This is a genomic window from Amycolatopsis pithecellobii, from assembly GCF_009707865.1.
GTDB lineage: Bacteria > Actinomycetota > Actinomycetes > Mycobacteriales > Pseudonocardiaceae > Amycolatopsis_E > Amycolatopsis_E pithecellobii.
On sequence record NZ_WMBA01000016.1, the window covers coordinates 21,942 to 47,844 of the forward strand.

Consider the following 25,903-nt stretch of genomic DNA (forward strand, 5'->3'; position numbering starts at 1 on the left):
TGAGCGCGAGACCATGGGTGTCCGACCGGATCGCAGCCTGGCACCTCGGCACCGACCGGTTCTTTCTCCTTTCCGGCGGGCCCGGAACCGGCAAGACCATGATCTCGGCACTCACCCTGGCCAACGACACCACGAACCTGTGGACAGCGAGCTATTTCTGCTCCAACCGGCTCACCGGATTTTCCTATCATCCCCGGCAATTCGTCATGCGGATACAGGAAAACCTGCTCGACCACTACCCGCAGGCCTACCTGTCGCGGGAACTGCGCACACTGATGAACTTCACGGCGAACGTCTCCGCCGATTCCGTGCCCGGGACCGCGACCGGTATCGCGATCGGACACCTGACAGCCTCGCCGATCTCGCTCGACGACTACTTCCAGACGATGATCATCGAGCCACTGCACGAGATTTCGCGACTTTATCCGGACGCCCGGCCAGGCATCCTCATCGATGGGCTCGACGAAGCCGTCGCACACGAAGGCACGGGAATCCATGACCTGATGGCCAAGTACGCCTCGGCCTTCCCCGGTAACTGCAAGATCCTGATCACCTCGCAGAACACCCCGCGGATCATCGACTCCCTGCTGGCCGCGGCACAGGACGTCGTCCATCTTGATCTGTCCGAAAAGGACAACCGTGCCACCGCGAGCGACGACGTACGCAACTATGTGCGCAACGCGCTCAGCGCGGCGCCCGCGACCAAGGAAATCGCCGACGATATCGCCGAATCGGCACAGGGGAACTTCCTCTGGGCCGGAAGCCTGGTACGAGAAGTGCTGGGAGACGCCGGTGTGGACCACGCGATAACCGACCACAACGGACTCGACAGGTACTACGCCGGGCTGCTGGACCGGCTGAAACGAGCCGTGGACGACGATCCCGCGATCGACTGGACCCATGACTGCCTGGCACTGATGCACTGCCTCGCAGTGGCGCAGACAGCGTTGTCGTCGCGGCAGCTCGCCGCGTTACTGGAGATCGGGGAACCGCGCCTGTCCGTCGCATTGCGCGTCATGCGTACGTTCCTCCAAGTCGATTCCGGCTACGAAAGCATCAGCCTCGAACACAAATCGGTCGCCCAGTTCCTGCTTACGCCGACACTGTCCGACGGCAGCCCCAACAGCCACGCCGTGCGCGAGGACGAAGCACACCGGGCGGTGGCCGACCGGATCGTGCGGCAGCTCGCCGAGGAGTGGCACGGCCGGTGGAGCGACGCCGACAGCTACGCGGTGATGTACCTGGCCGCGCACCTCAACCGCCTGCGGAGCCTGACCGGTGCGCCACCGGGGTACACCCGGGAACAGGTGCGGCTGCCCGAATTGGCACGCCGCATCGGCACGGACCCGGCGCTGGCCGGCGATCACTACGAGGCGATGTCCCAGGTGCTGATCGCGTCCCGCCGGCTGTGGCCGGAGCATGAATACGAGGCCGTGGTCGCGGAAAGTGCCCAGTCCTCGGACCCTTATGTCCGGGCCGCCGTCGTCGACGCGCTGGTCGAATCGGCCGGCGTCGATCCGGCACGCACCGGGAGAATTGTTTACGACCTCCTCAAAAGCGAACACCTGCACGCCTGGACGACCGCCCTGTACGCCGCGATGCGGCTGCAGCCGAAATCGCGGCACGAAATAGTGCTGTGGATCGCCTGTCACGGTACGGCCGAGTTGCGCACCTACGCCGGGTACATGCTTTACCTGCTCGCCGGCGGGGACCGGGAACTCATCGCCGCCGGTATGCTCAAAGCCGTCGCGCAGAACATCTCGGTCGTCCGGATCGCCCGGACACGGCGCATTCTCGAATTCCTGTCCAATATCAGTATCACGGCCTATGTCAACAACTGTGACGATCCGGCGGTCGCGATCGCGACCAGTGAATTGTGGCAGTACATCGCGATCAAGCGGCTACATCTTCGCCTCGTCAACCGGCCGGCCCTGGAGAAGCCGATCATTTCCGTGGCGGCGAAACGGATCGCGAGCCGGCTCGTGGAAAATGACGTGCTGCGCGGTCAGATCGGCGCGCTGCCCGAGCGATACCAGGATCTCGCCGGGCAACTGCTGCCCGCGCTGACACCCGGGCATGACCTGTCGGGGCTCATCGGCCCGCTCCGCGACGGATTTTCCTCGGACGCCTGGGCGCCGCGCATCCTCAGCGGCTGCGTCGTGGCCGTCCAGGCCATCACCGATCTCGACGCCTGCGCGCGCCCCTTGGACGAGTTGTTCTCCGAAAGTACCGCAGACGCACGACTGTGGCAGGTTGTCGCGTTCGCCGTCCTTTTGAAGCGCACCCCCGAAGCGCTGCCGGACCGCCTGGCAGCCATGACCGGCAAGGTACTCACCGAACATCGCGCGAGCCTCGTCCGCTATCTGGCCGGCGACGGTGCGTCGGTCAATCTTTTCGCGGTGACCCTCCCGCTGGCCTACGCGAAACACGGGCGCCCGCTGACCGACCTGGTGACCGGGGCTCTGGAGGACGACGACGAGACCGTGCGTCAGTCCAATTTGGAGGGACTTGCCGCGGTCGGTCTGTACTATCCGGACGCCGTGCTCGCCGCACTGGCACAGGTCCGCGACCCGTTCGGGCGCGAGGAGGTCAGAGCCGGGCTCCTGCGGATCTTGTCCCGCATGTACCCGATGCATCCCACGATGGTGGATGTCTTTCTGCGCGAAATGGGCCCGGTGGCCAGGCTCGGCGGCCTCGAAGCGGGGGAGATGGATTTCGCGCGCCATTACGTCGACGCACTCGGGCTGTACAACAATGCGGTGCACCAGGCGATCCATTACCCGTTGATGCGCCGGGAGGTGCTCGGCGCCGGTTTCGCGGAGATGTTCCAGGCCCGCACCCCGGGCGACTTCATCAAGAACTACGCCCGCCGAATCATGAAACTGCTGCGAGACAGCGAGTACGAGGTCATTCGTTGGACGCGGTGACGGGCGGGCGGTTGCGGCAGCTGGGCCGTTTCCTCCGCCTTCCCTCGATCGGCGTGACCCTTGCTGTGGTCTTGCTGGGCGTAGTCAGTGGTTCGGACCAAACCTCGGCAGCGCGCATCGGCGTCATGCTGACCGTCGGCGTGCTTTTTCATGTCGGTGTCTATGTACTGAACGACATCGTCGACGTGGACCTCGACCGCACCGATCCTCGCCGCGCGGGCGCACCGCTCATGGCGGGAACGGTTTCGACACCCGTCGCGTACGGAGTCGTAGTGCTGTGCCTGCTGGTGGCTTTCGTACTGCCGGCCGCGACGGTGAACGCGACAACGTTCATCTGCCTCATCGCCGCGACCGCCGGGCTGGCGGTTTATGACGTCTTCGGTAAGCGCTTTCCGTTTCCGCCCTTGACCGACCTCGCGCAAGGCGCCGGATGGGGATTCCTGTTGCTGGCCGGGTGTGCGGCGAATGGCCCGATCAATGCGGCGGCGGTGCTGCTGTCCTGTTCCATCGCCGCTTACGTGATGGTGGTGACCGGAATCCCCGCCGGGCTGCGTGATCTGCCCAACGACGCACGGCATGGGGCCAGGACGACGGCACTGATGTTCGTCCGTGCCCAGGAAATGCCCGCCGAACTGCCCCGTCCCTATGTCGCGTACGGCCTGGCGGTGAACGGAATCTCCGTGACAACCGGCGTGGCGGGAATGGCGATCCTACCCGGGCGCACCGAAGTGGGTATCGCGATCGCGGTGCTGGGTCAACTGGTGAGCATGGCCGCACTCTGGCGCGGTACCTGGTATTACCGGCCCGATCAGGCCGGCGCCCGGCTTGGACTGCTCTACGTGCTCCTGCCTTGGTCATCGTTGCTGGTCGCGGCATTTACGCGGTACGGCGTGTGGCCCGCGTTGCTCGCGGCGGTATTTCCCTTGCTGCCGTGGCTCGGCAGCCGGATCGTCCAGTCGATTCTCGCCGGATCTTCCGAATGGACCGGCGCAGGTGATCCCGATGCGGGTTGAGCAGTCCTTTCGTCGGCAGTTCACGCGCAGCGTGGCCGCGTACATGACATTGTTGCGGGTGAGGAGCTGTCTGAGCGCCGGGCTCCTTTTCGTGCTCGGGGCGCTGTCGCGGGCGGGTGCGGTTTCGCTCGCGCACCTGGCGATCGGCGCGGCGGCGGTCTGTTTCGCCGTGGCACAGGCAAATGTGGTGAACGACATCGTGGACCGCCGGGTGGACGCGATCGACCAGCCGTGGCGGCCGTTGCCGGGCGGGACGATCTCGCTCCGCTCGGCCTGGGTGTCCTATGTGGTCTGTTGTGCCTCGACCGGCTGCCTCGGCTGGTTGGCGAGCCCGGACCTCGGGCTGTGGGCGATCGTGATGGTCGCCCTTTCAGGGGTTTATTCGTGGTGGCTGAAATCCACGGTATTGCTGGGCAATATCGTGATCGGGCTGATGGCCACGAGTCCCTTGCTGATCGGGGCGCGGCTGGCCACCGGGCTGGGCGGGGAGCTGGCGGTCAAGGCACTGGCGATCTGCGTGTCCATGTGGTCGTTCGAGGTGGTCAAAACGGCCAGGGACGCGCACGGTGACGCGGCCGGGGGACTGCGGACCGTGGCCACCCGCCTCGGCGTCGATCGTGCCGTGCGGCTGGGCATCCGGCTGTGTGAGTTCGCCGGTGTGCCGGCCGCCGGCGCTGCTTTCCTGTCGCCACAAGGAGCGGCGTTCGGTGTGGTCTTCGTGGTTTTCGTCGTGTTTCCGATAGTCAGGTTCTACCATAGGGAGATGCTGGTGTCGTCGACGTTTTCCGCGAGTGACGCGATGAACTTGTTCGCCGTCATGAGCAGGACATGGAAGTTCGGCTTCCTCGCGCTCGCTGTGTCCGTTGTGGACATCGACCTGTGAAGCGCGCGGTTGTTGTCGGAAGTGGCATCTCCGGCCTGGCGGCGGCCTGGAAACTGACCAGGCAGGGCTGGCAGGTCACGGTTCTCGAGCGGGACCAGTGGATCGGTGGCCGCGTGCGGCGAGTCGCCTACGAGGGCATGGACATCGACGTCGGCGCCGCCTTCGTCACCGACTTCTATTTCCACGCCAGAAAGATCATGCGGGAAATCGGCCTCGAAAACGAACTGGTGCGATTCTCGCTGGACTCCGCTGTCGAGCACGACGGGAAGCTGAAATCGTTGTGGCCATTACCGGAGATGGTGGCGGAAGGCCTGCTGCCGGTCACGGCGTTGGTCCGGCTCGCGGCCGGCACGATGACCTTGGCGCCGAAATGGTTGTCGTTGAATCCGGGGGATCTGGATGCCGGGATCGCGTACGACGACGAGACTGCGCAATCGTGGTCGGAGCGAGTGTATGGCGCCGAGGTGACCGAGCGGGTGATCAAACCCTTGTTGCGCGGAGTCGTGCACTGGGACGCGGAAACGACGTCCCGTGCGGTGTTGTTCGCGATGTTGAAGGCTTTTCTGGCCCATCCACGGGCTTACGTGCCGCGCACGGGAATGGCGGCGCTACCGCTGGCGATGGCAGACGGGCTGACGGTGCAGACCGGTGCCCGGGTGACCGGGATCGTCCGCAGCGGTACCGGGTGGGCTGTCCACTGTGACCGGGATGGCGGCCCGGAAACGTTCGAGGCCGACGCGGTGGTGTGCAGTGCACCTGCGACACAGGTCGCGGACCTGGTGCCGGAACTGTCTCATGTAGACAAAGAGTTCTTCGCCGGCGTCCGGTATTCGAGTACCGCGGTGGCAGTGGTCAAGGTCGATGGCAAGCCGGACACGTTGCGGAAATCCGTCTGGTTCACGATGCAAGACCAGTCGTCCATTGTGGGCATGACCCCGTACTTGTTCCGGGACGACGATCGGGACTACTCGATCGTCCGGATATCGCTGTCCGATCCGGCTTACCGCGGCAACGCCGGAATGTCGGACGGTGAACTGGGGCAGTTCGTCATCGACTCGGCGCGGCGCATGCCGCAGCTTTCCACGCTCCTGCGTTCCGGCAGCGTGGTCGGCTTGGCCCGCTGGCCCGAAGCCCTGCCGGTGTTCGACGTCGGCCACCTGAAAAAAGTGCGGTCCTGGCGATCCCGGAATTCCGGCTCACTGGTATTCGCGGGCGACTACCTGCGCGGGCCGTACTTGGAAGGCGCGGTCCGCAGCGGGTTGGAGGCCGCCGCACGGCTCGGCTGAGTCAGGCCAGGCGCTGCGCCAGTTCGGTCAGCGCCTGCCCGAGCGGAAGGTCCACCCGCACCTGGGCATGCGCGTCGCCGCGGGTCCGGCCCTTGTTGACGATCACCACCGGCTTCCCGGATTTGGCCGCGTGGCGCACGAAACGCAAGCCGGACATGACCGTCAACGACGAGCCCAGGACCAGCAGGGCGCGAGCCTCGTCGACCATCCGGTAGCACTCGCCGACCCGCACCGGGGGTACGTTCTCGCCGAAGAACACCACGTCCGGCTTCAGCACACCCGAACCGCACGCGTCACACGAGACCAGCCGGAACTCGCGAACCACATCGTCGGGCAGATCGACGTCACCGTCCGGGTTGACCTGCGTGGCGTCGGCGGTGAACCCCGGATTCGCCGCCCGCAACCGGCGGTCGAGAAGCTCGCGGTCACTGAACTGGCGGCAGTCGAGGCACACCACGCGATCCAGGCTGCCGTGCAGTTCGATCACCTCGCCGGTGCCTGCCGACTGGTGCAGCCCGTCGACGTTCTGCGTGATGACCCCCGACACGAACCCGCTCGCCCGCAACGCCGACACCGCCCGGTGCCCGGCGTTGGGCCGCGCCCGCGCGATCAGCCGCCAGCCGAGATGGCTGCGCGCCCAGTACCGGCGGCGGCCTTCCTCGCTGGTCACGAACTCCTGGTAGGTCATCGGGCTGTGCCGCCGCAGGCTGCCTTCGGTGCCGCGATAGTCCGGGATCCCGGATTCGGTGGACAGCCCCGCGCCGCTCAGAACCACCACGTCACCTTCGGCGACGACACGCACGACCTCGTGCAGCTCGGTCGTGCGTGGCAGGGGCTCACCCTTGGGGGTCCAGCTCAGGGTCGGTTTCGTGCGCACGACACCAGCTTACGGGCCACCCGGGCGGGCGAGGTGCAGTCCATTGTGGATCGGTTCGCCGTGCGCGCCCGCGTGGTTGGGGCCACAATTTCGCCATGCCAGGTGGGGAGCAGGAGCCGACACCCGTCTTCGACGCGGTGGTGGCGAGCGTGCAGGCAACCGCGGGTACCGAAGCGGAGGTCGAGGAGCAGGACACAAGCCAGGCGGGTATCCGCTGATCAGTGACTGTCTACAGTGGACGATCAGTGGCCGCTGCGGATGCAGGCCAGTACGCCGTTGAGGCTCGGCAGCCAGCGGTGATGGGTGTCCGGGGGGACGATCCAGTGGGTCAGCTGGTTCGGGTTCCGGTCACCGGGCAACGGGATCATGGTGCCCGCCGTCAGCACTCGTACGCCGGAGGGCAGCGAGTCGGGGGCGAGGACATCGGCTTCGACCAGCAGCATCACGACGGCGCCGTGCTTGGTCGGTACGGCCAGCGCCGGTCCGTCGCACCCCTGCCGGGCCAGGTTGGGCAGCACCCGGTCCGCCATCGGACGGGGAATCGCGATCGCGCCGATGCCCGAGCCGGTGACCAGGGCGAGGCCGCCGTTGTGCCATCCCACGGGCCAGCCGAAGACCCGCCGGTAGTCGGGTGTGGCCGGGCCGGCGTCTTGCTGAATGGTCATGATCATCCCTCCGGCACGCATCGTCGATCGCCGACTTCCACTCTAACGGCACTGAGTGCCTCTAGCAACCGTGCCTGCTAACTTCGATGGCATGTCCGTCAAGTCCCGGCAAGCGCCGCGTCCCCGTGCCGGCCGCACCTCGGCAGGCCGTCGCAGGCTGCGGCACGCGCTGACCGTCGCGGCGATCGATCTGTTCCTCGAGCAGGGATACGACGCGACCACGGTCGACGAGATCGCGGCGGCGGCCGATGTCGGCAGGCGCACCTTCTTCCGGTACTTCCGGTCGAAGGAGGACGCGATCTTCCCCGACCACGAGGATGTGCTCGGTGACATCGAGCACGCGCTGGCCACGGCGGCGCCGGAGGACAACCCCGTCGCGGTCGCGTGCGCGGCGGTGCGCCTCGTGCTCGACTACTACGTCGCGGACCCGGACGTGTCGGTGAAACGCTTTGCGCTCACCAGAACCGTGCCCTCGCTCCGCGACCGCGAAGTGGCGACCGTCGACCGGTACCAGCGCGTGTTCGCCCGCTATCTGCGGGAGCGGTTCGAGGCCGCCGGTGATCCCATGGCCGGGCTGAGGGCGTCCGTCGCCGCGGCCGCGGTCGCGGCGGCGAACAACCACGTGCTGCGGCGGTGGTTGCGCAGCGAGGGGAAGACCGATATCCAAGCCGACGCCACCGAGGCGTTCCGGCTGGTGACCGACGCGTTCCCGATGCCGGCGCAGCCGGGCGGGCAGACGGTCGTCGCGGTGATGGAGTCGTCGGCTTCGATGGCGGAGGTCATGCGACAGATCTCGGCGGCGCTTCGCCCCGGCTGAGCCGGCTGGCACTCAGTGCCGTTAGCTGGCCTGCGATTCGACGTCGATGCTGCGCGAGGAAGACGCCCAGGGTGCCCCGCCGATCAGCGCGGCACGGTCTGGGTGATCCGCCACAGCCGGCGTGGCAGGTCACCCTCGGTGAACTCGCGGACCTCCACCAGCCGCCATCCTTCGGCCAGCGCGTCGACCAGTTCGCGGGAGAAGAAGTGCACCGCGAAACCGCCGTTTTCGTAGATGTCGTCGCCGTGGGCGAGGCCGGTGCCGTAGTGGGGATCGCCGGTGTGCCGCACCGTGTGGACGAAGATGCCGCCAGGACGCAGCACGCGGCGGACCTCTCCGGTCAGCGCCGAGATTTCCGCTGTGCTCAGCGCCAGGCACAAGAGCGTGTGGGCGAACACTGCGTCGACATCGGCGTCGGGCAACGGCAGTGGATCGCGGACGTCGTGTTCGATGGTGTGCACGGCCAGGCCCGCGGCCGCCGCGCGCAGCTGCGTCAGGACGGCGGCACTGAAATCGAGGGCGTGAACGGTGAAACCGCGACGGGCGAAGAGAAGGGCGTCGCGGCCATGCCCGGCACCGAGTTCCAGCACGGTCGTCGCATTCGCGGACGACGGCGCCGTCCCGTACCTGCCGGGATGATCACGATAGGTGTGCTGCCAGTGCCGGTGTTGTGCGGCCGCCAGTGTGTCATCGGGTCCGGTCATGTCGTGCCTCGTCCGGTGGTGCTCACACCAGCCTGGGCACCGCTGGCTCTTGCCTTGTGCCGACCGATCGGCTGAAATCGTTAGCAACCGAAACTGTTGCGCGCGCTAAGTGAGTGGAGGGCATGTGGCCGGGGCGGAGGTACGGGGTGACCGGTACAAGTGGGTGGCGCTGACCAACACGACGATCGGCGTGCTGCTCGCGACGATCGACTCGTCGATCATGCTGATCGCGATGCCTGACATCTTCCGCGGCATCCAGCTCGATCCGTTGTTGCCGGAGAACAGCTTCTACCTGCTGTGGATGATCCTCGGCTACCTCGTGACCAGCAGTGTGCTGGTGGTCAGCGTCGGGCGCCTTGGTGACCTGTTCGGCCGCGTGCGGATGTACAACCTCGGCTTCGTCATCTACACTTTCGCCTCGCTGCTGCTGACCATCGACTGGATGACCGGGCACGCGGGCGCGATCTGGCTGCTCGTCTGGCGGATCGTGCAGGGGATCGGCGGCGCGTTCCTGGTCGGCAACTCCGGCGCCATCCTCACCGACGCGTTCCCTGCGCGGCAGCGGGGCCTGGCGCTGGGCATCAACAACGTCGCCGGGATCAGCGGCACGTTCATCGGGCTCATTCTCGGCGGGCTGCTCGCGCCGATCAGCTGGCGGCTGGTGTTCCTGATCTCCGTGCCGTGCGGGGTGTTCGGCGCGGTGTGGGCCTACCGGCGGCTGCACGATCTGTCCCGCCGCTCGGGCGAACCGATCGACTGGCTGGGCAACGTCACGTTCGCGGTCGGGCTGATCCTCGTGATGGTCGGGATCACGCACGGCATCCAGCCCTACGGCGCGCACACCATGGGCTGGACGAGCCCGCTTGTCGTCGGCACCCTCGCCGGCGGAGTGGCGCTGCTGATCGCGTTCGGGATCATCGAGACCCGCGTGCCGTTCCCGATGTTCCGCCTGCCGCTGTTCAAGATCCGGGCGTTCACCTTCGGCACGCTGTCGACGTTCCTGTCCGCGCTCGGCCGTGGCGGGCTGATGTTCATGCTGATCATCTGGCTGCAGGGGATCTGGCTGCCGCTGCACGGCTACAGCTTCGAGTCGACACCCCTGTGGGCGGGGATCTACATGGTGCCGCTGACCGTCGGTTTCCTTGCTGCGGGGCCGGTTTCGGGGTACCTGTCCGACCGGTTCGGCGCCCGGCCGTTCGCCACCACCGGGATGCTCGTGGCCGCGCTGACGTTCGGGCTGCTGGAACTGCTGCCGATCGACTTCCCGTACCCGGCGTTCGCGGGGATCCTGTTGCTCAACGGGCTCGCGATGGGCTGTTTCGCGTCGCCGAACCGGGCGGCGGTGATGAACAGCCTGCCGGCGACCGATCGTGGCGCGGGCGGCGGAATGAATTCCACTTTCCAGAACTCGGCGCAGGTGTTCTCGATCGGGATCTTCTTCTCGCTGATGATCACCGGACTCGCCGCGACGCTGCCCTCGGCGCTGACGTCCGGTCTGTCCGCGCATCACGTGCCGCCCGGCGTGACCGCGCAGCTCGCCGCAAGCCCGCCGGTCTCGGTGCTGTTCGCGGCGTTCCTCGGCTACAACCCGATGGAGCATCTGCTCGGCCCCGACGTGATCGCGAAGCTGCCGCCTGCGGACGCGGCCGCGCTGACCGGGCACGCGTTCTTCCCCGGGCTCATCTCGGGCCCGTTCCAGGCGGGCCTGCACATCGCGTTCGGCTTCGCCATCGCCACCTGCCTGATCGCCGCGGGGGCAAGCGCTTTCCGCGGCGACCGGTATGTGGCGGGTGAACTGCCGGTACTCGCCAAAAGAGCGTACTGAGCCGTTCGTGACCAATCCGACCACAGTCACGGCTATCCGGCTTGCGTGGCAACGGTTACGTGCTGCTCGGGGTCTGCCTACTTTTGGCCGGATTGGTAACGCCCAGAAGTCCCTCGCCGACTGATCATCGTCAGCGCGTGTCCAAACGCGACAGTCCTAACCGGTGAGGGGTTATGAGAAATCGCCGAAGAGCCACGATGTTCACCCTGCTGGCGGCTGGTGCCACGGCTTTGTCTGTGGCACCGGCGGCCGCCGCGCCGCCGTCCAGCTCGGCCGACGTCAACCCGGCCACGGTGGCACAGGGCCAGACCTTTACGGTCACCGAGCAGATCTACAACCCGCAGGACTTCACCGTCACCTTCGCCAAGGCTGCCCTTTACAGCACCCCGCAGGCGATCACCGACGTCGCGGACCTGGTGTCCTGCACCGGAACCACGAGCGACTGCTTTGTGTATGGCAGCAGTTTCCGTGCCCCGGTTGGTGATTTGCCACCGGGGGAGAGTCGTTCGGTGACCTTTACCTTGCGTGCCAAGGAAGATGTGAACCCCGGCACGGTCACGTTGCAGACCCAGTTCGTCGGTGACAACTACGCGTTCGACACGCTGGCGGGCCCGGAGCTGACCGTCACCGGCACCCCGAAGACCGCGGACGTCGGTGTGGCGCTGGCCGCGTCGTCGCGCGGGTCCCAGATCACCTACACGATCACAGCGACGAACTCCGGCCCCGCGGATGCCACCGGCATCCAGGTTTCCTCGACGTACGCGTCCGGTCTGAACTACGGGGGCTCGACGGCCTGTACGCGCAGCGGCACCCGCGGAGTCACCTGCACGATTGCGGCGCTGCCGTCGGGTACCAGCAAGACGGTGAGCTACACCGCGAACACCGGCCTGCTCACGCTCGGCCCGCTCACCACGACCGCGACGCGGCAGGCGAGCACCCCGGCCGACCCGAACGCGGGCAACGACTCGGCGAGCGTCACCTGCAACGCGCTGACCGCACTGCTGGTCCACTGCTGACCCGGCCGGAGCACTGAACCGCCCACGCGAGCCCCCCGGCTCGCGTGGGCGGTTCACTGTGGTCTGGGCTCGCTGAACGCGGCGAGTACGCAGGCGAGCGAGATCACGGCGAGCACCGCCGCGACCGCCCACGCCCACCAGGCGGTCATGCTGATCGCGAGATAGACCTGCATGCCCGCGGTCGCCGCGAAGATCAGCGCGCCGAGCAGCCACAGCCAGCGGCGATACCGCGTGGCCGCGGCGCTGGAGTCGATGTGCATCAGGCGTCACCTCGGCTGTCGGGATATGTCCAGGTTATCGGTGTAAATCGACGAGCGTTACGCGCTCCGTGATCGATGGCCGCCGCCGTGAAGGCTTTGCCATACCGTGGGCCTACCTGGCAACGGTCCACGCGGCCACCGGGGCGAATTGCGGCGCCGTCACCGAGCGCGCAAAAAACTGGACAGTTTGCGGACAAATCATCGTCAGCGTGTTCGGACCGGGTTTGCGCGGCCCTAATATCGCGGGACTTCCCCGCTGATCCGGCATCCTCATCAGGAGCTCCCGTGAACGATTCTCCCCATTTTCAGCAGAACTTCGGTGACGGTCATCAGGGCAACATCTTCGCGAGCCAGGGCGGTGTGCAGAACGTCTATCTGGAGTCGATGAAGAATCACTTCCAGAACGGGCTGCGGGCGCTGAAAGGCGAGATGTACGCCAAGGCGGTCACCGAGTTCGAGGAGTCGCTCGCCGACGCGACGAAGGCCGGCGCCGATGAGACCGCGGAGGGCCGCCACGATCTGGCCTCGGCGCATTTCCACGCGGCACTGGCGATGCTCAACGGGCGCCCGCCCGGTGACCGCGTGCCCGAACAGATCAAGCGGGTGGAAAGTCACCTCGTGCAGGCGGCGAAGTTCGACGACCCGATCGTGCCGCACCAGGCGAACGTGCTGTGGGCCGTGGTGCAGGACGACTACTACCGGGCCAACGGAATGCGGGTGAAGGAACCGATCGCGGGCGATTTCCCCGAGAGCCTGTATGCGCTTTCCCAGTCCGAACTGCAACCTCTGGTCGAGCATCTCAAGTCGGCGCAGGGGGCCGCCTGGGAGGCGCTGACCCGGCGGGCCGTCGAGTTCGGGATGAAACCCGCGGTGTCGCAAGAGGACACACCGGTGACGAGGGTGCACGATCCGGGCCGGGCGGAGGCGGTGAAGAAGTACTTCATCCCCACGCCGCGCCTCCGCACCGCCGCGCCCGCGGTGACCGCGCTGGTGGGATGCCTTGCCATGCTGGGTTTCGCCGCGGCACTGCACAACATCGCGAGCGTGGTGTTCGTGGCCGGGATCTACTTCGCGGGCCGGTGGGGGTGGCGGCAATTCACCGTCTACCAGCGTTATCGCAAGCGCCTCGCCGAGGCCGAGCCCAAGCCCGCCGACGAGCAGATGGACGCGTGGCTTGCCGAGGACGTCGAAATCCTGCGCTCGCAAGCCGGTGACCGGGTCCGGCTCAACCCGCTGAACGAGGACGAGGGTGGCGACCTGGTCTATCCGGTGCAGGCCGTCGTCGGTATTCCCGCGGAAGGCGCCACGGGGGCGAAAGGGCTGCGCATCCGGCGCGGGCACGATCGTCGCTGGCGGGCGAACCACTACGACGTGCTGATCCTGTTCCTGACCAACGATCTGATCAGCCTCTACCGGTGCACGCTCGACTTCCACACCGGCGAGCCGGTGTACGAGGAGCTCACCGAGCGGCATTACCGTGACATCGTGGGCGTTTCGTCGAACCGGGTGCCGGTGCCGCAGGTGATCACCGACCTGTTCAAGGCACTCGACTCGCTCACCGCGGAGGCGGGCGCCCAACCGGACGAGCAGAAGTACGCCGATCTGTCCTTCGCACAGACCTTCACGATGTCGATCGTGAGCGGCGAGCGGATCGAGCTGAACACCGGTTTCGGTGACACGATCGGCTCGGACAACCAGATCGCGTGGGCGAGCAACTCCCGCGCGCTCAACATCATCAAGAAGATGGTCCGCGCCCGCCACACCTCGAACTGACCTGTCCGCCGTTCCGGTCTCCGCGACCGGAACGGCGGACACGTGCTCAGCGGCCGTAGAAGTTCTGCGTGCCGCCCTGGACGGCGTTGATCGTCCCGCCCGACGAGTTGATGTTCTGTACATTGTGGCCGGACGGCGCCGGAACCGGTTGGTGTGGCGGGAGATCCGGCGTCCGGCCGAGCTCGGGACGGACGTGCGGCGGCTGCCCGGTCAGCACCCGCAGCAGTGATTCGGCGCCGGCGACGGTGAACTCGGTCACCACGTAGTGATCGGCCGTGCGAGGTTGCAGGAAGATCGGGATCTCCTCCACCCGGTGCCCCGGCAGCACCACCGGCAGGATCTTCGTCATCCACAGTGGACGGTTTTCTTCCAGGTTTTCCCGCAGCAGCGCGGCCTCCGCCTGCAGGCCGCGATTATCCTCACGGGTGACGGCGCCTTCCGCCGCGCGTTTGTAGCGGTCCGAGGCGATGGTCAGGACGAAATCGGCGCTCGCAATGTTCCCGATCGCCCAGGTGTACCAGTCCTGCCGGTTTTCCAGAAACCACTGATCGAGGATGATGTCAATTTTCTGAGCGACCAGGAATTGGCTGAACAGCAACACCTGATCTTTGTGCTCCGCTGAGTCGTGGGTATACGAGACGAAAACGCGGGGAGGGTTTTTCATAACCATGAAAATACCATTTTCCGCGGGATTTCCGGTGGGTGCACGCTCGCCGCCGCCCCGGCGGGGGTGGGCGGCGCGCGAAAGTTTTCCGAACCGGGATGGACACGCAGCCGTGATGGGTTCGTGATGGAAGAACGAAGACAGCGCCTGGCCGCGCTGCTGCGCCCCGAACTGCCCGTCCTCGCCGGTGAGATCGCGCGCGAGATCTGCCGAGCCGTGCCCGAGTACGGCAAGCCGCTCGGCGAAGCGCACCCCGGACTGCTGCAGGAGCGGGTGCACTACACCGTCAAGTTGTTCGCTGACCTGGTCGAACAGCGATCCCCGGCGCGTGCCGACGCCCAGCGCGAGTTCCGTGGCATCGGCCGGGCCGAAGGGCACGCCGGGCACACGCTCGACCCGTTCAACGCCGCGTTGCGGATCGGCGGCCGGGCCGGGTGGCGCCGGCTGAGCGCGTCGGAACGGGTGCGTGCACTGCCCGCCGCGGACGTGTCGTGGCTCGCGGACCGGCTGTTCGCGTTCCTCGACGAGCTGGCCGCGCTGGCGATGCGCGGGCACCGCGAGGTGAGCGGCCACGCCAGTGACGCCGCCAGGGAGGCCAGGCAGAAGCTGCTGTGGCTCGTGCTCAAACGACCCGCCGTCCCCGTCGCCGCGATCACTGAACTCGCCCGCACGATCGGCTGGGCGGTGCCCGCGCAGTGCGCGCTGGTCGCCGTCGAAACCGCACCGGGCGAAGCGCTGCGCCTCGGTGACGACCTACTCGCCGACCTGCGCGAACCCGAGCCGTGCCTGTTGCTGCCCGGTCCGGTCACCGGCGAGCGGTTGCGACGGCTGGCCGTGGCCACCCACGGGGTGCGGATCGCGGTCGGACCGACCGTGGCGCTCGCCGACGCGCCGTCATCGCTGCGCTGGGCACGGCAGGCGCTGCGCCTGGTCGCGGACGGGCCGCTGCCCGACGTGCCGGTCACGATGTGCGCGGAACATTGGTCCACGCTGTGGCTGCTGAGCGAGCCGGCCCTGCTCGACCAGGTCACCAAGCGCCGCCTCACCCCGCTCGGCACGTTCCCGGCGAAGCAACGCGTGCGGCTGGCCGGAACACTGTTCGCCTGGCTGCGGGCGCAGGGCAATGTCCAGGAGACGGCGGCGGAACTGCGCGTGCACCCGCGCACCGTGCGCTACCGGATGCGCCAGCTCGAGGACGTTTTCGGCGGGCAGTTGCGTGACCCGGACGCGCGGTTCGAGATCGAGATCGCGTTGCGTGCACTCGATCTGCAGGGGATCGCGCAGTAGCTTGTGATCGTGCCCGACAGCCCGCGCCGCCCGCATTGGTACGAGGAAGGCAAGGAACCCGACTACCGCTTCACCCTGGCCAACGAGCGCACTTTCCTCGCCTGGCTCCGCACCGCACTCGCGTTGCTGGCGGGCGCGATCGCGTTCGCCCAGTTCTTTCCGCAGTTCAGCATCGCCGGGCTGCGGACCGCGCTGGCCGCGCTGCTGGCCGTCAGCGGCACGCTCCTCGCGGCGTTTTCGTACCGGCGGTGGGCGCGGGTGCAGCGGGCGATGCGCAACGACCGGCCGCTGCCGATGACCTGGTTGCCGCTCGCCGCGGGCTGGGCCGCGGCGCTGGCCGGGGTCGTGGTGCTGGTCCTCGTCCTGACCCACGCGCGATGACGACGCGCGATCCCGGGTTACAGCCCGAACGCACCGCGCTCGCCTGGCAGCGCACCGGCCTGTCCGCGGCGGTGGTGGCCGTGCTGCTCATCCGCGGCGGTATCGCCGCCGGTTCCGCGCTGGAGATCACCGCCGGGGCGTGCGCCGCGCTCGTGGTCGCGCTGTGCCCGCTCGCGCGTGCCGTGCCCAGCGCGCGGATCCGGCTGATCCTGGTGACCTCCGCGGTGGTGGTGTGCGGGCTGTGTGCGACGGTCTCGTTGGTCCTGTCACATTGACGAGGACCTCGCCGGGCAACCAGACTCGGTACGGGCTGACACAAAGGAGCGGCATGGACTCGGGGTCGTACTTCGAACGGATCGTCGCGGCCCGGGCGCTGCTGTTCGTCCCGGGGGACCGCCCCGACCGGTTCGACAAGGCCGTCGCTTCGGGTGCGGACGCGGTGATCGTCGACCTCGAAGACGCCGTCGCGGAGGCCGACAAGGACGCGGCACGCTCGCATGTGGACGACTGGCTTTCCCGCGGTGGCAACGCTTTGGTGCGGATCAACGCCGCCGGTACCCCGCAGTTCGACGCGGACCTCGAGCTGGCGCGCAAGCACGGGTGCCCGCTCATGCTGCCCAAAGCCGAGGACCCGCGTGTACTGGCGGAAATCGATGTGCCCTTGGTGCCGATCGTGGAGACCGCGCTGGGCATCGAGGCCGCGACGGCGCTGTGCGCGGTGAAGAACGTGGCGCGGGTGGCGTTCGGCAGCGTCGATCTCGCGACGCAGCTCGGTGTCCGGCACGACGACGAACTCGCGCTCGGTTACGCCCGCTCGCGGCTGGTGCTCGCCAGCACGGCGAACGACGTCGCGCCGCCGCTCGACGGCGTCACCACCGATTTGCACGATGAAAGCGTGCTCATCGCGGATGTCGCGCACGCCCGCCGGCTCGGTTTCGGCGGCAAACTGTGCATCCATCCGAAGCAGATTCCGTTGGTGCGCCAGGGTTTCATGCCCACCGAGGAAGAGCTGCGGTGGGCGCGGCGGGTGCTCACGGCCGGTGACTCGGCGTCCGCCGTGGACGGTCAGATGGTGGATCGCCCGGTGCTGGAACGGGCCCGGCGCCTGCTCGCCCAGGATCAGCGGTCGTAGTACTGGCTGCCCGGACCGTAGGGCCGCGTCTGGTCCGGCGGTACCCGCGTGCCCGCCCGGCGCAGCGCGCTGCCCGCGGTGGTGACGAGCAGTGAGGTGATCGTCAGCCCGATCACCAGGTTCAGCAGCCCGGTCGCGATCTTGGTGTCCAGTGCCACCGGCAGGCTCAACGGCAGCACCACCGCGATGAGCGTCACCAGCACCATGATCCAGCCGAAGAACGTCGCCGGTCTCGGCGTGGCCACCGACAGCAGGTGCAGCAGGCCGGTGGCCGCCAGCGCGACGAGCGCGGAAACGATCGCATAGGTCGCGGTGTTGGCGTTGCCCCACAGACCCGATCCCTTGGGCGCCAGTATCGCGACTCCGGCGAGCCCACGGGCGATCAGGATGCCCACGATCGCCACCAGCGCCGCGACGATCGCGGTCGCGACCCCACCTGCCCACAATCGGGCCGGGTCCGGCCGGAGCTGTCCGTAATCGGTCATCGCGCTACTCCTCCCGCAGCGGCGTACCCGGCTCGCGGCCGGGTAAACCCCTAGCGGGTCGTGAGCAGCAACTGCAGGTGGCACACCAGCCGTTCGCGCGGTTCGTCCAGGTGCAGGCCGCTGACGGCGCTCGCGCGGCGAAGCCGGTGCCGCAGGGTGTTGGGGTGGATGTGCAGCTCCGCCGCCGCGGTGCGGACGTCGCCGAGGGCATCGAGGTAGGTCAGCAGGGACTTCACGAATTCCGTCCCGTGCTCGGCGTCGTGCCCGGCCAGTGTCGCGACCGCGGGATCGCGCAGGTCCGGGTTCGCGTCCAGCAACGCGAGGGTTTCGTCGAGCAGGATTTCTGCGCGCAGATCGGAAATCGTGGCCACCGCACGATCCGTTCGTGCCATCGCGTCGAGTACGCGGTCCGCCTCGCGGCGTGACGTCGCCACCTCGCCGAGCGCGGGTGCCGCCGAACCGATCCCCGCCTGTGCCCGCATTCCCGCCCGCCCCAGCGCATCCACCATGTGTCCGGCCAAAGTGGACAGTGAGACACCGGCCTCCGGCAGTATCGCGTACACCCGGGCACCGACCGCCCCGACGATTGCGCCCCGGCGGTACGACGTCGCGTGCACCGACACCACGTTGCCGATCTCGAGCTGGTGCAGCTCGTGCTCGGAGCGGTCCCGCTCGATCTCCCGTGGGCCTACCGCCAGCACGGTCACCGGGGCCGAGGGGTCGAGCCCGAGATGGCCGGCCACCAGATCCGCGCTGATCCGCCCCTCCAGCAGATCTTCGACCAGATCCTCACGGGACCGGACAGTCGGCGACCGCCGTCGCAGCAACTGCACGGCGGCCAGCCGCGCGGCGCCGAGGAGCGCGCTTTCCGCGCGCTCGGCGAACGGCTGCGCGCCCTCCTGCACCCAGATCGTGCCGAGATGCTGGGTGCCCGCCCGGATGCCGACCGCGAGCCTGCGCCGGATACCCAGCTCGGGCCGCTCGTCGACGCGCACGACCTCTTCGCTCGTGCGCAACCGTTGGTACACGCCCCATTCCCGGAGCAGGGCCAGGTACTGCTCCGGCCCTTCCCAGCCGAGGATGGACAACCGCCGCAGCTCGTCGATCTCGTCGTCGGACCGCGAATAGGCGAGTACCCGGTTTCCCGCGTCCTCGATCGTCACGCTGCCGGAGGTCAGGATGGCCACCGTTTGGGCCAGTGCGAACAAATCCCCACTGTCCGAAGTGGAGTCGGCGGCCAGGCTCGCCGCGTCGAGCACCTCACGCAGCAGGGTTTGCAACTGATCCCACCGCATCCGCGGCCCCACGGTCAGCAGTGCGATTTCGGTGCCCTCAGCGGCGGCGCGGAGTTCGTCGAGCCTTCCGCCGTCCTTCACCACCACGGCCGCCGCGCCCGCCGCGGCCGCGGCACGCACCAACCGGACGGCGGCGCGCCCACGGGCGCCCACGAGGAGGACCAGTTCGCCGGTGAAGCCACCCGCTTCGTCGTCGAAGATCCCGACGCCCCGGATGCGCGTGTCCAGGCTGCCCGTGACCGGCTCCAGCAGCGGCTCGGCCAGCAGTAACTGCCGCAGCGACACGGTTGTGAGATCAGCCAACGTCACCCTCTCAACAGTAGCCGATCAGCCAATCCGAAGCCTCGAGCTGCTGCCTAGCCTTGGCGTATGGACGCGCTCACCCACCCGCCGACGCCCCGGAACGAACCGCCCCGCGACTACGCCCCCGGCTCGCCGGAACGCGCAAGCCTCACCGCGAAACTCGCCGCATTGTCCGGCGAGAAGTACGAGCTCACCGCCACCATCGACGGCGAGCAACGGATGGCGGGTGGTGCGCCGATCGACGTCGTGCAGCCGCACAACCACGCGCACGTGCTCGGCACGATGCGCAACTCCACGCACGAGGACGCGAAAGCCGCCATGGCCGCCGCGCTGCGAGCCGCCCACGACTGGCGCACCCTGCCGTTCGACGAGCGGGCGGCGGTATTCCTGCGTGCCGCCGACCTGCTGTCCGGCCCGTGGCGCGACACGCTGAACGCCGCGACCATGCTCGGCCAGTCGAAAACCGTGGTGCAGGCCGAGATCGACGCCGCATGCGAGCTTGCCGACTTCTGGCGGTTCAACGTGCACTTCGCCCGTCAGATCCACGCCGGTCAACCGGACAGCGGCCCCGGGGCGTGGAACCGCACCGACTACCGCCCGCTCGAAGGCTTCGTCTACGCGATCACCCCGTTCAACTTCACCGCGATCGCCGGGAATCTGCCGACCGCGCCCGCGTTGATGGGCAACACGGTGATCTGGAAACCCTCGCCCACGCAGGGACTTGCGGCGCACCTGACCATGCGGCTGCTGGAAAAGGCCGGCCTGCCACCGGGCGTGATCAACCTGCTGTCCGGCGACGGGCTGGCCGTGTCCGACGTGCTGCTCGCCGACCCCGCGCTCGCCGGTATCCACTTCACGGGCTCCACCAGGACTTTCCAGCACTTGTGGTCGACCGTCGGCGCGAACATCGCGAACTATCGCGGGTACCCGCGGTTGGTCGGGGAGACCGGTGGCAAGGATTTCGTGGTGGCACATGCTTCCGCGGACATCGACGTGCTGCGGACCGCGCTGGTGCGTGGTGCCTTCGAGTACCAGGGCCAGAAATGCTCGGCGGCGTCCCGCGCGTTCGTGCCGCGTTCGGTGTGGCGGCGACTCTCCGATGATCTGGTGTCCGAAGTGGACTCGCTGGCCATGGGTGATGTCAGTGATTTCGGCAACTTCCTGGGCGCGGTGATCGACCGGCGCGCGTACGACCGGCTTGACGAGGTGTTGCAGCGGGTTCGCGCGGCGTCCGATGTGGACATCATCGCCGGCGGGCAAGCCGACGACTCGCGGGGCTTTTTCGTGCGCCCCACGGTGATCGTCGGCGAAAACCCGGCGAACGAGGTGTTCACCACCGAGTTCTTCGGGCCACTGCTCGCGGTGCACGTGTACGAAGACGGCGACTACGACCGGGTACTGCGGCAGATCGACGAGGGCGCGCCGTACGGGCTGACCGGTTCGGTGATCGCCACCGACCGGGCCGCTGTCCGGCGGGCGAGTGAGGCATTGCGGTTCGCCGCGGGGAACTTCTACGTCAACGACAAGCCCACCGGTGCGGTCGTCGGACAGCAGCCGTTCGGCGGCGCGCGGGCTTCGGGCACGAACGACAAGGCAGGCTCGAGCTACAATCTCCAGCGCTGGGCGAGCCCGCGGTCGATCAAGGAGAACCTCCTGCCGCCGACCAGCAGCGGCTACCCGCACCAGGCCTGAGAAGGGGACCAGCATGCTCCGTTCCGCGTTGATCGCCGCGTCCCGGTCGGCCGCCTGCCGCTCCGTCGTCGAACGCACGCCGGTGATGCGCCCGATCGTCAGCCGGTTCGTCGCGGGTTCCACTGTGGACGATGCCGTGCGCGTCGCGCGCGAATTGGCGGTGGACAGGCTGATCTCGCTCGATCACCTCGGTGAGGACACTGTGGACCGTTCGCAGGCCGAGCAGACCACCGAGGCCTACCGCGTGCTGCTCGCGCGCTTGGCGGCAGAGGGGTTGGGGGAGCGGGCGGAGGTTTCGGTCAAGCTGTCCGCGCTCGGGCAGGCTTTGCCGGTGGACGGGGAGAAGATCGCGCTGGAGCACACCCGGCGCATCTGCGAGGCAGCGGCCGCGGCGGGCACGACCGTCACCGTGGACATGGAGGACCACACCACCACCGATTCGACGCTGGCGACCGTGCGGGCCCTGCGTGCCGACTTCCCGTCCACGGGAACGGTTCTGCAGGCGTATCTCAAACGAACCGAGGCCGACTGCGCCGATTTCGCGGGGCCGGGTTCGCGGATCAGGTTGTGCAAGGGTGCTTATGACGAGCCGTCCTCGGTCGCCTACCGCGACAAGTCCGAAGTGGACAAATCATATGTCCGCTGCCTCAAGGTGTTGATGGCCGGTCAGGGCTATCCCATGGTCGCGACGCACGACACGCGGTTGATCGCGGTCGCGGAGGAGCTGGCCGGGAACGCGCGCCGGTCACGCGGCGAGTACGAGCTCCAGATGCTCTACGGGGTACGCCCGCGGGTCCAGCAGGAGCTCGCCGGACGCGGGTTGCGGATGCGGGTGTACGTGCCCTACGGCACCGAGTGGTACCCGTACTTCATGCGCCGGCTCGGCGAGCGCCCGGCGAACCTGGTGTTCTTCCTGCGCGCACTCGCCCGCCGCGGGTGAGTTCCGCCGCGGCTGCCTGCCGTACTGTGCCGTTCGTTACCAATCCGACGGCAGCTACGGCGGAAACGGATGTCTACAAGCAGATCGGCTGCGGACCGTGTCCGCCTACTTTCGGCCGGATTGGTAACCGCGAGGCAGCGTCCGGCGTGGTGTACTCGACGGGTGAAGTCCTGGCTGGTGGTCGTGCTGATGCTGCTCACGGCCTGTTCTGGTGACGCGGGCGGCTCGCCGCCGCAGGCGCCCGAGGACTTCGACGGGTCCGCACTCGACGCCACGCGCTGGGTCGCCTACAACGGTTTCAACCAGGCGTCGGGGGAGACCTGGCAGGCCGCGCAGTGCACGGTCTCGGACGGGTTGCTGCGGCTGCGCGCGGACAGCTCGGGCATCTGCGGGGTCGCGTCGCGAACCCAGCGGACCTACGGGAAAACCGAGGTACGCGCCCGCTTCCCGGCACCGGCAGGGCAGGGACTGGCCCCGGTTTTCCTTTACTGGCCGGAGCACGACGCGGACTGGCCGCAGGCGGGCGAGATCGACTGGCTCGAATGCTATGACACCAGCCGTCAGTCCTTCGGGTCGTGGATTCACTACGCCGGGCCGGGCGGCGGTGACGATTCCGATTACGCCGGCGATTTCCGCGTCGACATGACCCAGTGGCACACCTACGGCGTGGAATGGAGTCCTTCGCAGGTGCGGGTTTCGGTCGACGGGCAGGTGTGGCATGTCTACTCCCGGCACCTGCCCACTGGCCCCATGCACCTGGTGTTCCAGATCAACCGCATCGGGCCGGTGACCGGTACGGCCGAAGTGGACATCGACTGGGTGCACGAATCCGGCTGAGCGACGCGGGAGCGCAACCGGCACGGTGGCCGCGAAACGCAGCGTGGAAGGCGGTGTCGCCCTGATGGGTGTCGCATGATCCGGCGCGGGGCGCGATGGTGGCGCAGAATTGTCCTTTGTGGCCGGTTGGAGACCCCAGGCGGGCGGCCCGCTGAGCGGGCTGCGGGTCGCGGTGTGTGGATCGGGGGCGGCGGTCTGGCACGCCGGCCGGCTGCTCGCGGCGCTCGGCGCTGTCGTCGATTCCGGGGATGACGGCGCATGGCGCGAGGCCGACGGGGTTATCGACGCCGTCGGGATGCTGCCCTCGGCCGCCACGGTGCCGACGGTGCGCACAGTGGATACCACGGCGGCCGAAGATTGGGCCGCCTCGGGCGCGATGATGCTCACCGGTCGTCGCGATGGGCCGCCGCTGCTGTGTCCAGGACAGCCGGCGAGCGTTGCCTGGGGTGCGTTGCTGGCGACGGAGCTGCTGGCCCGCGTTGGCGGCCGGGAGGTGGTCCTGCCCGGACCGCGGGTCCTCGGCGAACGGGCCGCCATCGCGGGGTTCCACCGGAACGCACCGTGGTCCGCGGACGGCACTTTTCGAGTCACGCAGTACACAGTGGATAGTTGTGCTGCTCCCGTTGTCCTCAATGGACTGAGCCGGGAAGCGGTGTCAAGTGATCGTCCGATGTGGACGGACCGAAAGCGGTGGCGGTTGCCCGAACTGCTGGTCGCCGACCTGTCCTCGGGCTGGGCTGGGCCGTTGTGCGGGCATATCCTGACTCTGCTGGGTGCGCGGGTGCTCAAGATCGAGGATCCGGGCCGGCCGGATACCGCGCGTTCGGGCCCGCGCGAGTTCTTCGATCTGCTGCACAGCGGCCAGGAATCGGTGGCGCTCGCGCCGGAAAAGGCAGTCCGGCTCATCGAAGCGGCGGACGTGGTGATCGATGACGTGCTGGTCGATCCGCCGGTCATAGCCAAGGACAAATGCTGGCTGCGCATCACGGGCGGTTCCGGCGACGAGGACGCGGTGGCCGCCGGACTGGTCGCGTATGACCACGGAGTGCCGGCGTGCGGCGATGCTGGGGGCCCGGCCGCCCCCGATGACGGAGCGCTCGCGGCGCAGGGGGACGCTGCGGGGCGCATCGCTGACGACCGCGGAGGGCTCGCGCCGTGCGGTGATGCGATCGCGGCCCCGTTGACCGGCGTGAACGCCGCGCTGACCGCGGTGGCCTGCCGGCTGGGCGGCGGCTGGTGGTTCGCGGAACTGTCCCAGCGCGCCCAAGCAGCCGCCACGCTCACCGGCTCGCTCGACGGTGGTTTCCGGGTCGACGCCGCACCACCGGTGGCCCGCCGCCCCGCCGGGCGCGCGGCCCCGCTTGGCGCGCACACGGCGCAGGTGCTGCATGAGTTCGGCTGAGGTGTCCGCCGAGGGGCGTTGACGGGAGTCTCAGCCGAGCCGGCCGTTGATCGCGTCCGCCAGCAGGGTGCTCACGGTTTCCCGCGCGCAGGTACGGTTCGCGCCGATTCCGCCGGACGGGCCGCGTTTGATCCAGCCCACGACGTACGTCCCCGGCCTCACCCGGCCTGCCGTGTGCGGGATCGTGCCCGTTTCGGCGTCGAAAGGCAGCCCGGGCACGGGAGTGCCGCGCTGCCCCACCGCGGACACCACCTGCCCGGCCGCGATCTCCGTGTCATCGGCAAGCCGCACGCCGCGAACTTGGCTGTCTCCCAGGATTTCCACCGGCGCCGAGTGAAACCGCAGTACGATGCGCCGCCGCTCCGGTGGTGGTGTGGACCAATCGATGTTCTCCACCGGAACCCCTTGCAGTAACCCGGCTTTCCCGTCCCCGGCCGCGATCGTGCGATCGTCACCGTCCACCACGAGCTCCCGTTCACGCAGCGCGAGCAGCTCCGGGCCGGTGTACGCGGCCGTCTCCGGGCCATGCCTGCCCAGCAGCACGACCTCTCGCACCTTGCTCGATTCCAGCCGTGCCAACGCTTCCGGCGCGATCGACGTGCCGCGCAACGTGCCCGGATCCGCGGTCAAGATCCGGGCCACATCCAGCGCCACATTGCCGGTGCCGACCACGACGACCCGCTCTGCCGACAGGTCGATCGCGTCGGCCGCGAGGTCCGGATGTCCGTTGTACCAGCCGACCACCGCCGTGGCGGCGACACTGCCGGGCAGTTCCTCACCGGGAATTCCCAGCCTGCGCGCGGAAGACGCGCCGACGGCGTAGATCACGGCGTCATGCCGCCGCGCCAGTTCCTCGACCGTGACATCGGTCCCGACCTCGAGGCCCAGCCGCAACCGGAGCCGCGGATGGTGGTGGAACCGCGCGAAAGTCTCGCCGATCCGCTTGGTGGACGGGTGATCCGGCGCGACCCCGAACCGCACGAGGCCGCCGGCCACCGGCAGCCGGTCGATCAGCGTCACCCGGGAACCGGTGTGCAGCAACAGATCCTCGACCGCGTACATCCCGGCCGGCCCGGTGCCCACCACCGCGACGTCCAGCGGGGCGAAGTCACTCGGGATGCTCCTGGCGAACACCGGCGGGGCCCACGCGTGGAAGTTCGGCGACGGATCGGGCGCCGGCTCGCGATCCGTGTAGTAGGCGGCGTTGAGGTCCGAATAGGACTGGAGGGAAGCGGTCAGCGCGTCCACGGGGAAGATCGCGTCGACGGGACAGGCGTCCGCGCAGGCACCGCAGTCGATGCAGGCACGCGGGTCGATGTGGAGCAGGTCCGTGCTGCCGAAGTCCGGCTCGTCCGGCGTGGGGTGAATGCAGTTGACCGGGCAGACGGACACGCAGGACGCGTCGGCGCAGCAGGTCTGGGTGATCGCGTAGGCCATGG

The 25,903-nt window shown here is 68.2% G+C and carries 25 protein-coding genes; 17 read left to right on the forward strand and 8 right to left on the reverse strand.

Annotated elements, in window-relative coordinates:
* Positions 1-17: 17 nt before the first annotated feature.
* From GKO32_RS37965 to GKO32_RS13010, 4 genes are read left to right on the forward strand one after another with little or no spacing between them, the layout of a single operon-like run.
* Positions 18-2,927 carry a hypothetical protein gene (locus GKO32_RS37965; RefSeq protein ID WP_166459520.1) on the forward strand — a complete coding sequence of 970 codons (2,910 nt, stop codon included), beginning with the start codon at positions 18-20 and terminating at the stop codon, positions 2,925-2,927.
* Positions 2,924-3,940, forward strand: coding sequence for a UbiA prenyltransferase family protein (locus tag GKO32_RS37970; RefSeq protein ID WP_312867861.1), 1,017 nt, complete (start codon positions 2,924-2,926; stop codon positions 3,938-3,940). The genes GKO32_RS37965 and GKO32_RS37970 overlap by 4 nt, the downstream gene beginning before the upstream one ends.
* Positions 3,930-4,823, forward strand: a complete 894-nt coding sequence (locus GKO32_RS13005; RefSeq protein ID WP_154757099.1) for a UbiA family prenyltransferase — start codon at positions 3,930-3,932, stop codon at positions 4,821-4,823. Before GKO32_RS37970 ends, GKO32_RS13005 begins: the two co-directional genes overlap by 11 nt.
* Positions 4,820-6,109, forward strand: coding sequence for a protoporphyrinogen/coproporphyrinogen oxidase (locus tag GKO32_RS13010; RefSeq protein ID WP_166459522.1), 1,290 nt, complete (start codon positions 4,820-4,822; stop codon positions 6,107-6,109). Before GKO32_RS13005 ends, GKO32_RS13010 begins: the two co-directional genes overlap by 4 nt.
* A 1-nt stretch (position 6,110) precedes the next feature.
* Here the strand turns inward: GKO32_RS13010 and GKO32_RS13015 are convergent, their stop codons facing one another.
* A complete protein-coding gene (locus GKO32_RS13015; RefSeq protein WP_312867851.1) occupies positions 6,111-6,986 on the reverse strand; it encodes an NAD-dependent protein deacetylase in 876 nt (291 codons plus the stop codon).
* Between the two features lie 95 nt (positions 6,987-7,081).
* Here GKO32_RS13015 and GKO32_RS39770 point away from each other — a divergent pair, with 95 nt between their 5' ends.
* Positions 7,082-7,204, forward strand: coding sequence for a hypothetical protein (locus GKO32_RS39770; protein WP_281353839.1), 123 nt, complete (start codon positions 7,082-7,084; stop codon positions 7,202-7,204).
* 24 nt (positions 7,205-7,228) lie between these two features.
* Here the strand turns inward: GKO32_RS39770 and GKO32_RS13020 are convergent, their stop codons facing one another.
* Positions 7,229-7,651 carry a bifunctional DNA primase/polymerase gene (locus GKO32_RS13020; protein WP_246243617.1) on the reverse strand — a complete coding sequence of 141 codons (423 nt, stop codon included), beginning with the start codon at positions 7,649-7,651 and terminating at the stop codon, positions 7,229-7,231.
* A 91-nt stretch (positions 7,652-7,742) separates the two neighbouring features.
* Between GKO32_RS13020 and GKO32_RS13025 the strand changes: the two genes are divergently transcribed.
* The gene (locus tag GKO32_RS13025) at positions 7,743-8,468 is read left to right on the forward strand and encodes a TetR family transcriptional regulator (RefSeq protein WP_154757102.1); all 726 of its coding nucleotides are present in this window, start codon (positions 7,743-7,745) and stop codon (positions 8,466-8,468) included.
* An 83-nt stretch (positions 8,469-8,551) separates the two neighbouring features.
* Here GKO32_RS13025 and GKO32_RS13030 read toward each other — a convergent pair whose 3' ends face one another.
* Positions 8,552-9,172 (reverse strand): class I SAM-dependent methyltransferase, encoded by a 621-nt coding sequence (locus GKO32_RS13030; RefSeq protein WP_154757103.1) that lies wholly within the window; start codon positions 9,170-9,172, stop codon positions 8,552-8,554.
* A gap of 124 nt (positions 9,173-9,296) precedes the next feature.
* Here GKO32_RS13030 and GKO32_RS13035 point away from each other — a divergent pair, with 124 nt between their 5' ends.
* Together GKO32_RS13035 and GKO32_RS13040 are read left to right on the forward strand one after the other, a co-directional pair.
* Positions 9,297-10,997 carry an MFS transporter gene (locus GKO32_RS13035; RefSeq protein WP_312867852.1) on the forward strand — a complete coding sequence of 567 codons (1,701 nt, stop codon included), beginning with the start codon at positions 9,297-9,299 and terminating at the stop codon, positions 10,995-10,997.
* A 197-nt stretch (positions 10,998-11,194) separates the two neighbouring features.
* Entirely contained in the window at positions 11,195-12,013 is an 819-nt protein-coding gene (locus tag GKO32_RS13040; RefSeq protein WP_154757104.1) for a COG1361 family protein, read from the forward strand.
* Between the two features lie 53 nt (positions 12,014-12,066).
* On the opposite strand, the gene GKO32_RS13045 is transcribed toward GKO32_RS13040, so the two are convergent.
* The gene (locus GKO32_RS13045) at positions 12,067-12,273 is read right to left on the reverse strand and encodes a hypothetical protein (RefSeq protein ID WP_154757105.1); all 207 of its coding nucleotides are present in this window, start codon (positions 12,271-12,273) and stop codon (positions 12,067-12,069) included.
* 285 nt (positions 12,274-12,558) lie between these two features.
* Here GKO32_RS13045 and GKO32_RS13050 point away from each other — a divergent pair, with 285 nt between their 5' ends.
* Positions 12,559-14,046, forward strand: a complete 1,488-nt coding sequence (locus GKO32_RS13050; protein ID WP_154757106.1) for a hypothetical protein — start codon at positions 12,559-12,561, stop codon at positions 14,044-14,046.
* Between the two features lie 46 nt (positions 14,047-14,092).
* On the opposite strand, the gene GKO32_RS13055 is transcribed toward GKO32_RS13050, so the two are convergent.
* Positions 14,093-14,710 (reverse strand): SEFIR domain-containing protein, encoded by a 618-nt coding sequence (locus tag GKO32_RS13055; protein ID WP_166459523.1) that lies wholly within the window; start codon positions 14,708-14,710, stop codon positions 14,093-14,095.
* 126 nt (positions 14,711-14,836) lie between these two features.
* On the opposite strand from GKO32_RS13055, the gene GKO32_RS13060 reads away from it, so the two are divergent.
* From GKO32_RS13060 to GKO32_RS13075, 4 genes are read left to right on the forward strand one after another with little or no spacing between them, the layout of a single operon-like run.
* Positions 14,837-15,997 (forward strand): PucR family transcriptional regulator, encoded by a 1,161-nt coding sequence (locus GKO32_RS13060; protein WP_154757108.1) that lies wholly within the window; start codon positions 14,837-14,839, stop codon positions 15,995-15,997.
* A gap of 6 nt (positions 15,998-16,003) precedes the next feature.
* Positions 16,004-16,378, forward strand: a complete 375-nt coding sequence (locus GKO32_RS13065) for a YidH family protein (protein WP_376765954.1) — start codon at positions 16,004-16,006, stop codon at positions 16,376-16,378.
* Positions 16,375-16,653, forward strand: a complete 279-nt coding sequence (locus GKO32_RS13070; RefSeq protein ID WP_154757109.1) for a DUF202 domain-containing protein — start codon at positions 16,375-16,377, stop codon at positions 16,651-16,653. Before GKO32_RS13065 ends, GKO32_RS13070 begins: the two co-directional genes overlap by 4 nt.
* Positions 16,654-16,706: 53 nt before the next feature.
* Entirely contained in the window at positions 16,707-17,510 is an 804-nt protein-coding gene (locus tag GKO32_RS13075; protein ID WP_154757110.1) for an HpcH/HpaI aldolase/citrate lyase family protein, read from the forward strand.
* Here GKO32_RS13075 and GKO32_RS13080 read toward each other — a convergent pair.
* A complete protein-coding gene (locus tag GKO32_RS13080) occupies positions 17,498-17,995 on the reverse strand; it encodes a DUF6069 family protein (protein WP_154757111.1) in 498 nt (165 codons plus the stop codon). The two genes, GKO32_RS13075 and GKO32_RS13080, sit on opposite strands and share 13 nt — an antisense overlap.
* Positions 17,996-18,045: 50 nt before the next feature.
* Positions 18,046-19,599: a PucR family transcriptional regulator gene (locus GKO32_RS13085; RefSeq protein ID WP_312867854.1), complete on the reverse strand. Its 1,554-nt coding sequence runs from the start codon at positions 19,597-19,599 to the stop codon at positions 18,046-18,048.
* Between the two features lie 60 nt (positions 19,600-19,659).
* Here GKO32_RS13085 and pruA point away from each other — a divergent pair, with 60 nt between their 5' ends.
* The 4 genes from pruA to GKO32_RS13105 all read left to right on the forward strand — a co-directional run bounded on the left by pruA (position 19,660) and on the right by GKO32_RS13105 (position 24,464).
* Positions 19,660-21,285 (forward strand): L-glutamate gamma-semialdehyde dehydrogenase, encoded by a 1,626-nt coding sequence (pruA, locus tag GKO32_RS13090; RefSeq protein WP_154757112.1) that lies wholly within the window; start codon positions 19,660-19,662, stop codon positions 21,283-21,285.
* A 13-nt stretch (positions 21,286-21,298) separates the two neighbouring features.
* Positions 21,299-22,225 (forward strand): proline dehydrogenase family protein, encoded by a 927-nt coding sequence (locus tag GKO32_RS13095; RefSeq protein ID WP_154757113.1) that lies wholly within the window; start codon positions 21,299-21,301, stop codon positions 22,223-22,225.
* 162 nt (positions 22,226-22,387) lie between these two features.
* Positions 22,388-23,062 (forward strand): glycoside hydrolase family 16 protein, encoded by a 675-nt coding sequence (locus tag GKO32_RS13100; RefSeq protein WP_166459524.1) that lies wholly within the window; start codon positions 22,388-22,390, stop codon positions 23,060-23,062.
* Positions 23,063-23,180: 118 nt separating this feature from the next.
* Positions 23,181-24,464, forward strand: a complete 1,284-nt coding sequence (locus GKO32_RS13105) for a CoA transferase (RefSeq protein ID WP_312867855.1) — start codon at positions 23,181-23,183, stop codon at positions 24,462-24,464.
* 30 nt (positions 24,465-24,494) lie between these two features.
* Here GKO32_RS13105 and GKO32_RS13110 read toward each other — a convergent pair whose 3' ends face one another.
* Entirely contained in the window at positions 24,495-25,901 is a 1,407-nt protein-coding gene (locus tag GKO32_RS13110) for an FAD-dependent oxidoreductase (protein ID WP_154757115.1), read from the reverse strand.
* Between the last annotated feature and the right edge of the window lie 2 nt (positions 25,902-25,903).

What these genes read in the sequence shown, in the direction of transcription:
- GKO32_RS13030 (WP_154757103.1), bottom strand. Translation starts at nt 9,172, where the DNA reads ATGACCGGACCCGATGACACACTGGCGGCCGCACAACACCGGCACTGG.
- GKO32_RS13055 (WP_166459523.1), bottom strand. Translation starts at nt 14,710, where the DNA reads ATGAAAAACCCTCCCCGCGTTTTCGTCTCGTATACCCACGACTCAGCG.
- GKO32_RS13040 (WP_154757104.1), top strand. Translation starts at nt 11,195, where the DNA reads ATGTTCACCCTGCTGGCGGCTGGTGCCACGGCTTTGTCTGTGGCACCG.
- GKO32_RS13020 (WP_246243617.1), bottom strand. Translation starts at nt 7,651, where the DNA reads ATGACCATTCAGCAAGACGCCGGCCCGGCCACACCCGACTACCGGCGG.
- GKO32_RS13025 (WP_154757102.1), top strand. Translation starts at nt 7,743, where the DNA reads ATGTCCGTCAAGTCCCGGCAAGCGCCGCGTCCCCGTGCCGGCCGCACC.
- GKO32_RS13060 (WP_154757108.1), top strand. Translation starts at nt 14,837, where the DNA reads ATGGAAGAACGAAGACAGCGCCTGGCCGCGCTGCTGCGCCCCGAACTG.
- GKO32_RS13070 (WP_154757109.1), top strand. Translation starts at nt 16,375, where the DNA reads ATGACGACGCGCGATCCCGGGTTACAGCCCGAACGCACCGCGCTCGCC.
- GKO32_RS13095 (WP_154757113.1), top strand. Translation starts at nt 21,299, where the DNA reads ATGCTCCGTTCCGCGTTGATCGCCGCGTCCCGGTCGGCCGCCTGCCGC.
- GKO32_RS39770 (WP_281353839.1), top strand. Translation starts at nt 7,082, where the DNA reads ATGCCAGGTGGGGAGCAGGAGCCGACACCCGTCTTCGACGCGGTGGTG.
- GKO32_RS13080 (WP_154757111.1), bottom strand. Translation starts at nt 17,995, where the DNA reads ATGACCGATTACGGACAGCTCCGGCCGGACCCGGCCCGATTGTGGGCA.
- GKO32_RS13075 (WP_154757110.1), top strand. Translation starts at nt 16,707, where the DNA reads ATGGACTCGGGGTCGTACTTCGAACGGATCGTCGCGGCCCGGGCGCTG.
- GKO32_RS13110 (WP_154757115.1), bottom strand. Translation starts at nt 25,901, where the DNA reads ATGGCCTACGCGATCACCCAGACCTGCTGCGCCGACGCGTCCTGCGTG.
- GKO32_RS13045 (WP_154757105.1), bottom strand. Translation starts at nt 12,273, where the DNA reads ATGCACATCGACTCCAGCGCCGCGGCCACGCGGTATCGCCGCTGGCTG.
- pruA (WP_154757112.1), top strand. Translation starts at nt 19,660, where the DNA reads ATGGACGCGCTCACCCACCCGCCGACGCCCCGGAACGAACCGCCCCGC.
- GKO32_RS13005 (WP_154757099.1), top strand. Translation starts at nt 3,930, where the DNA reads ATGCGGGTTGAGCAGTCCTTTCGTCGGCAGTTCACGCGCAGCGTGGCC.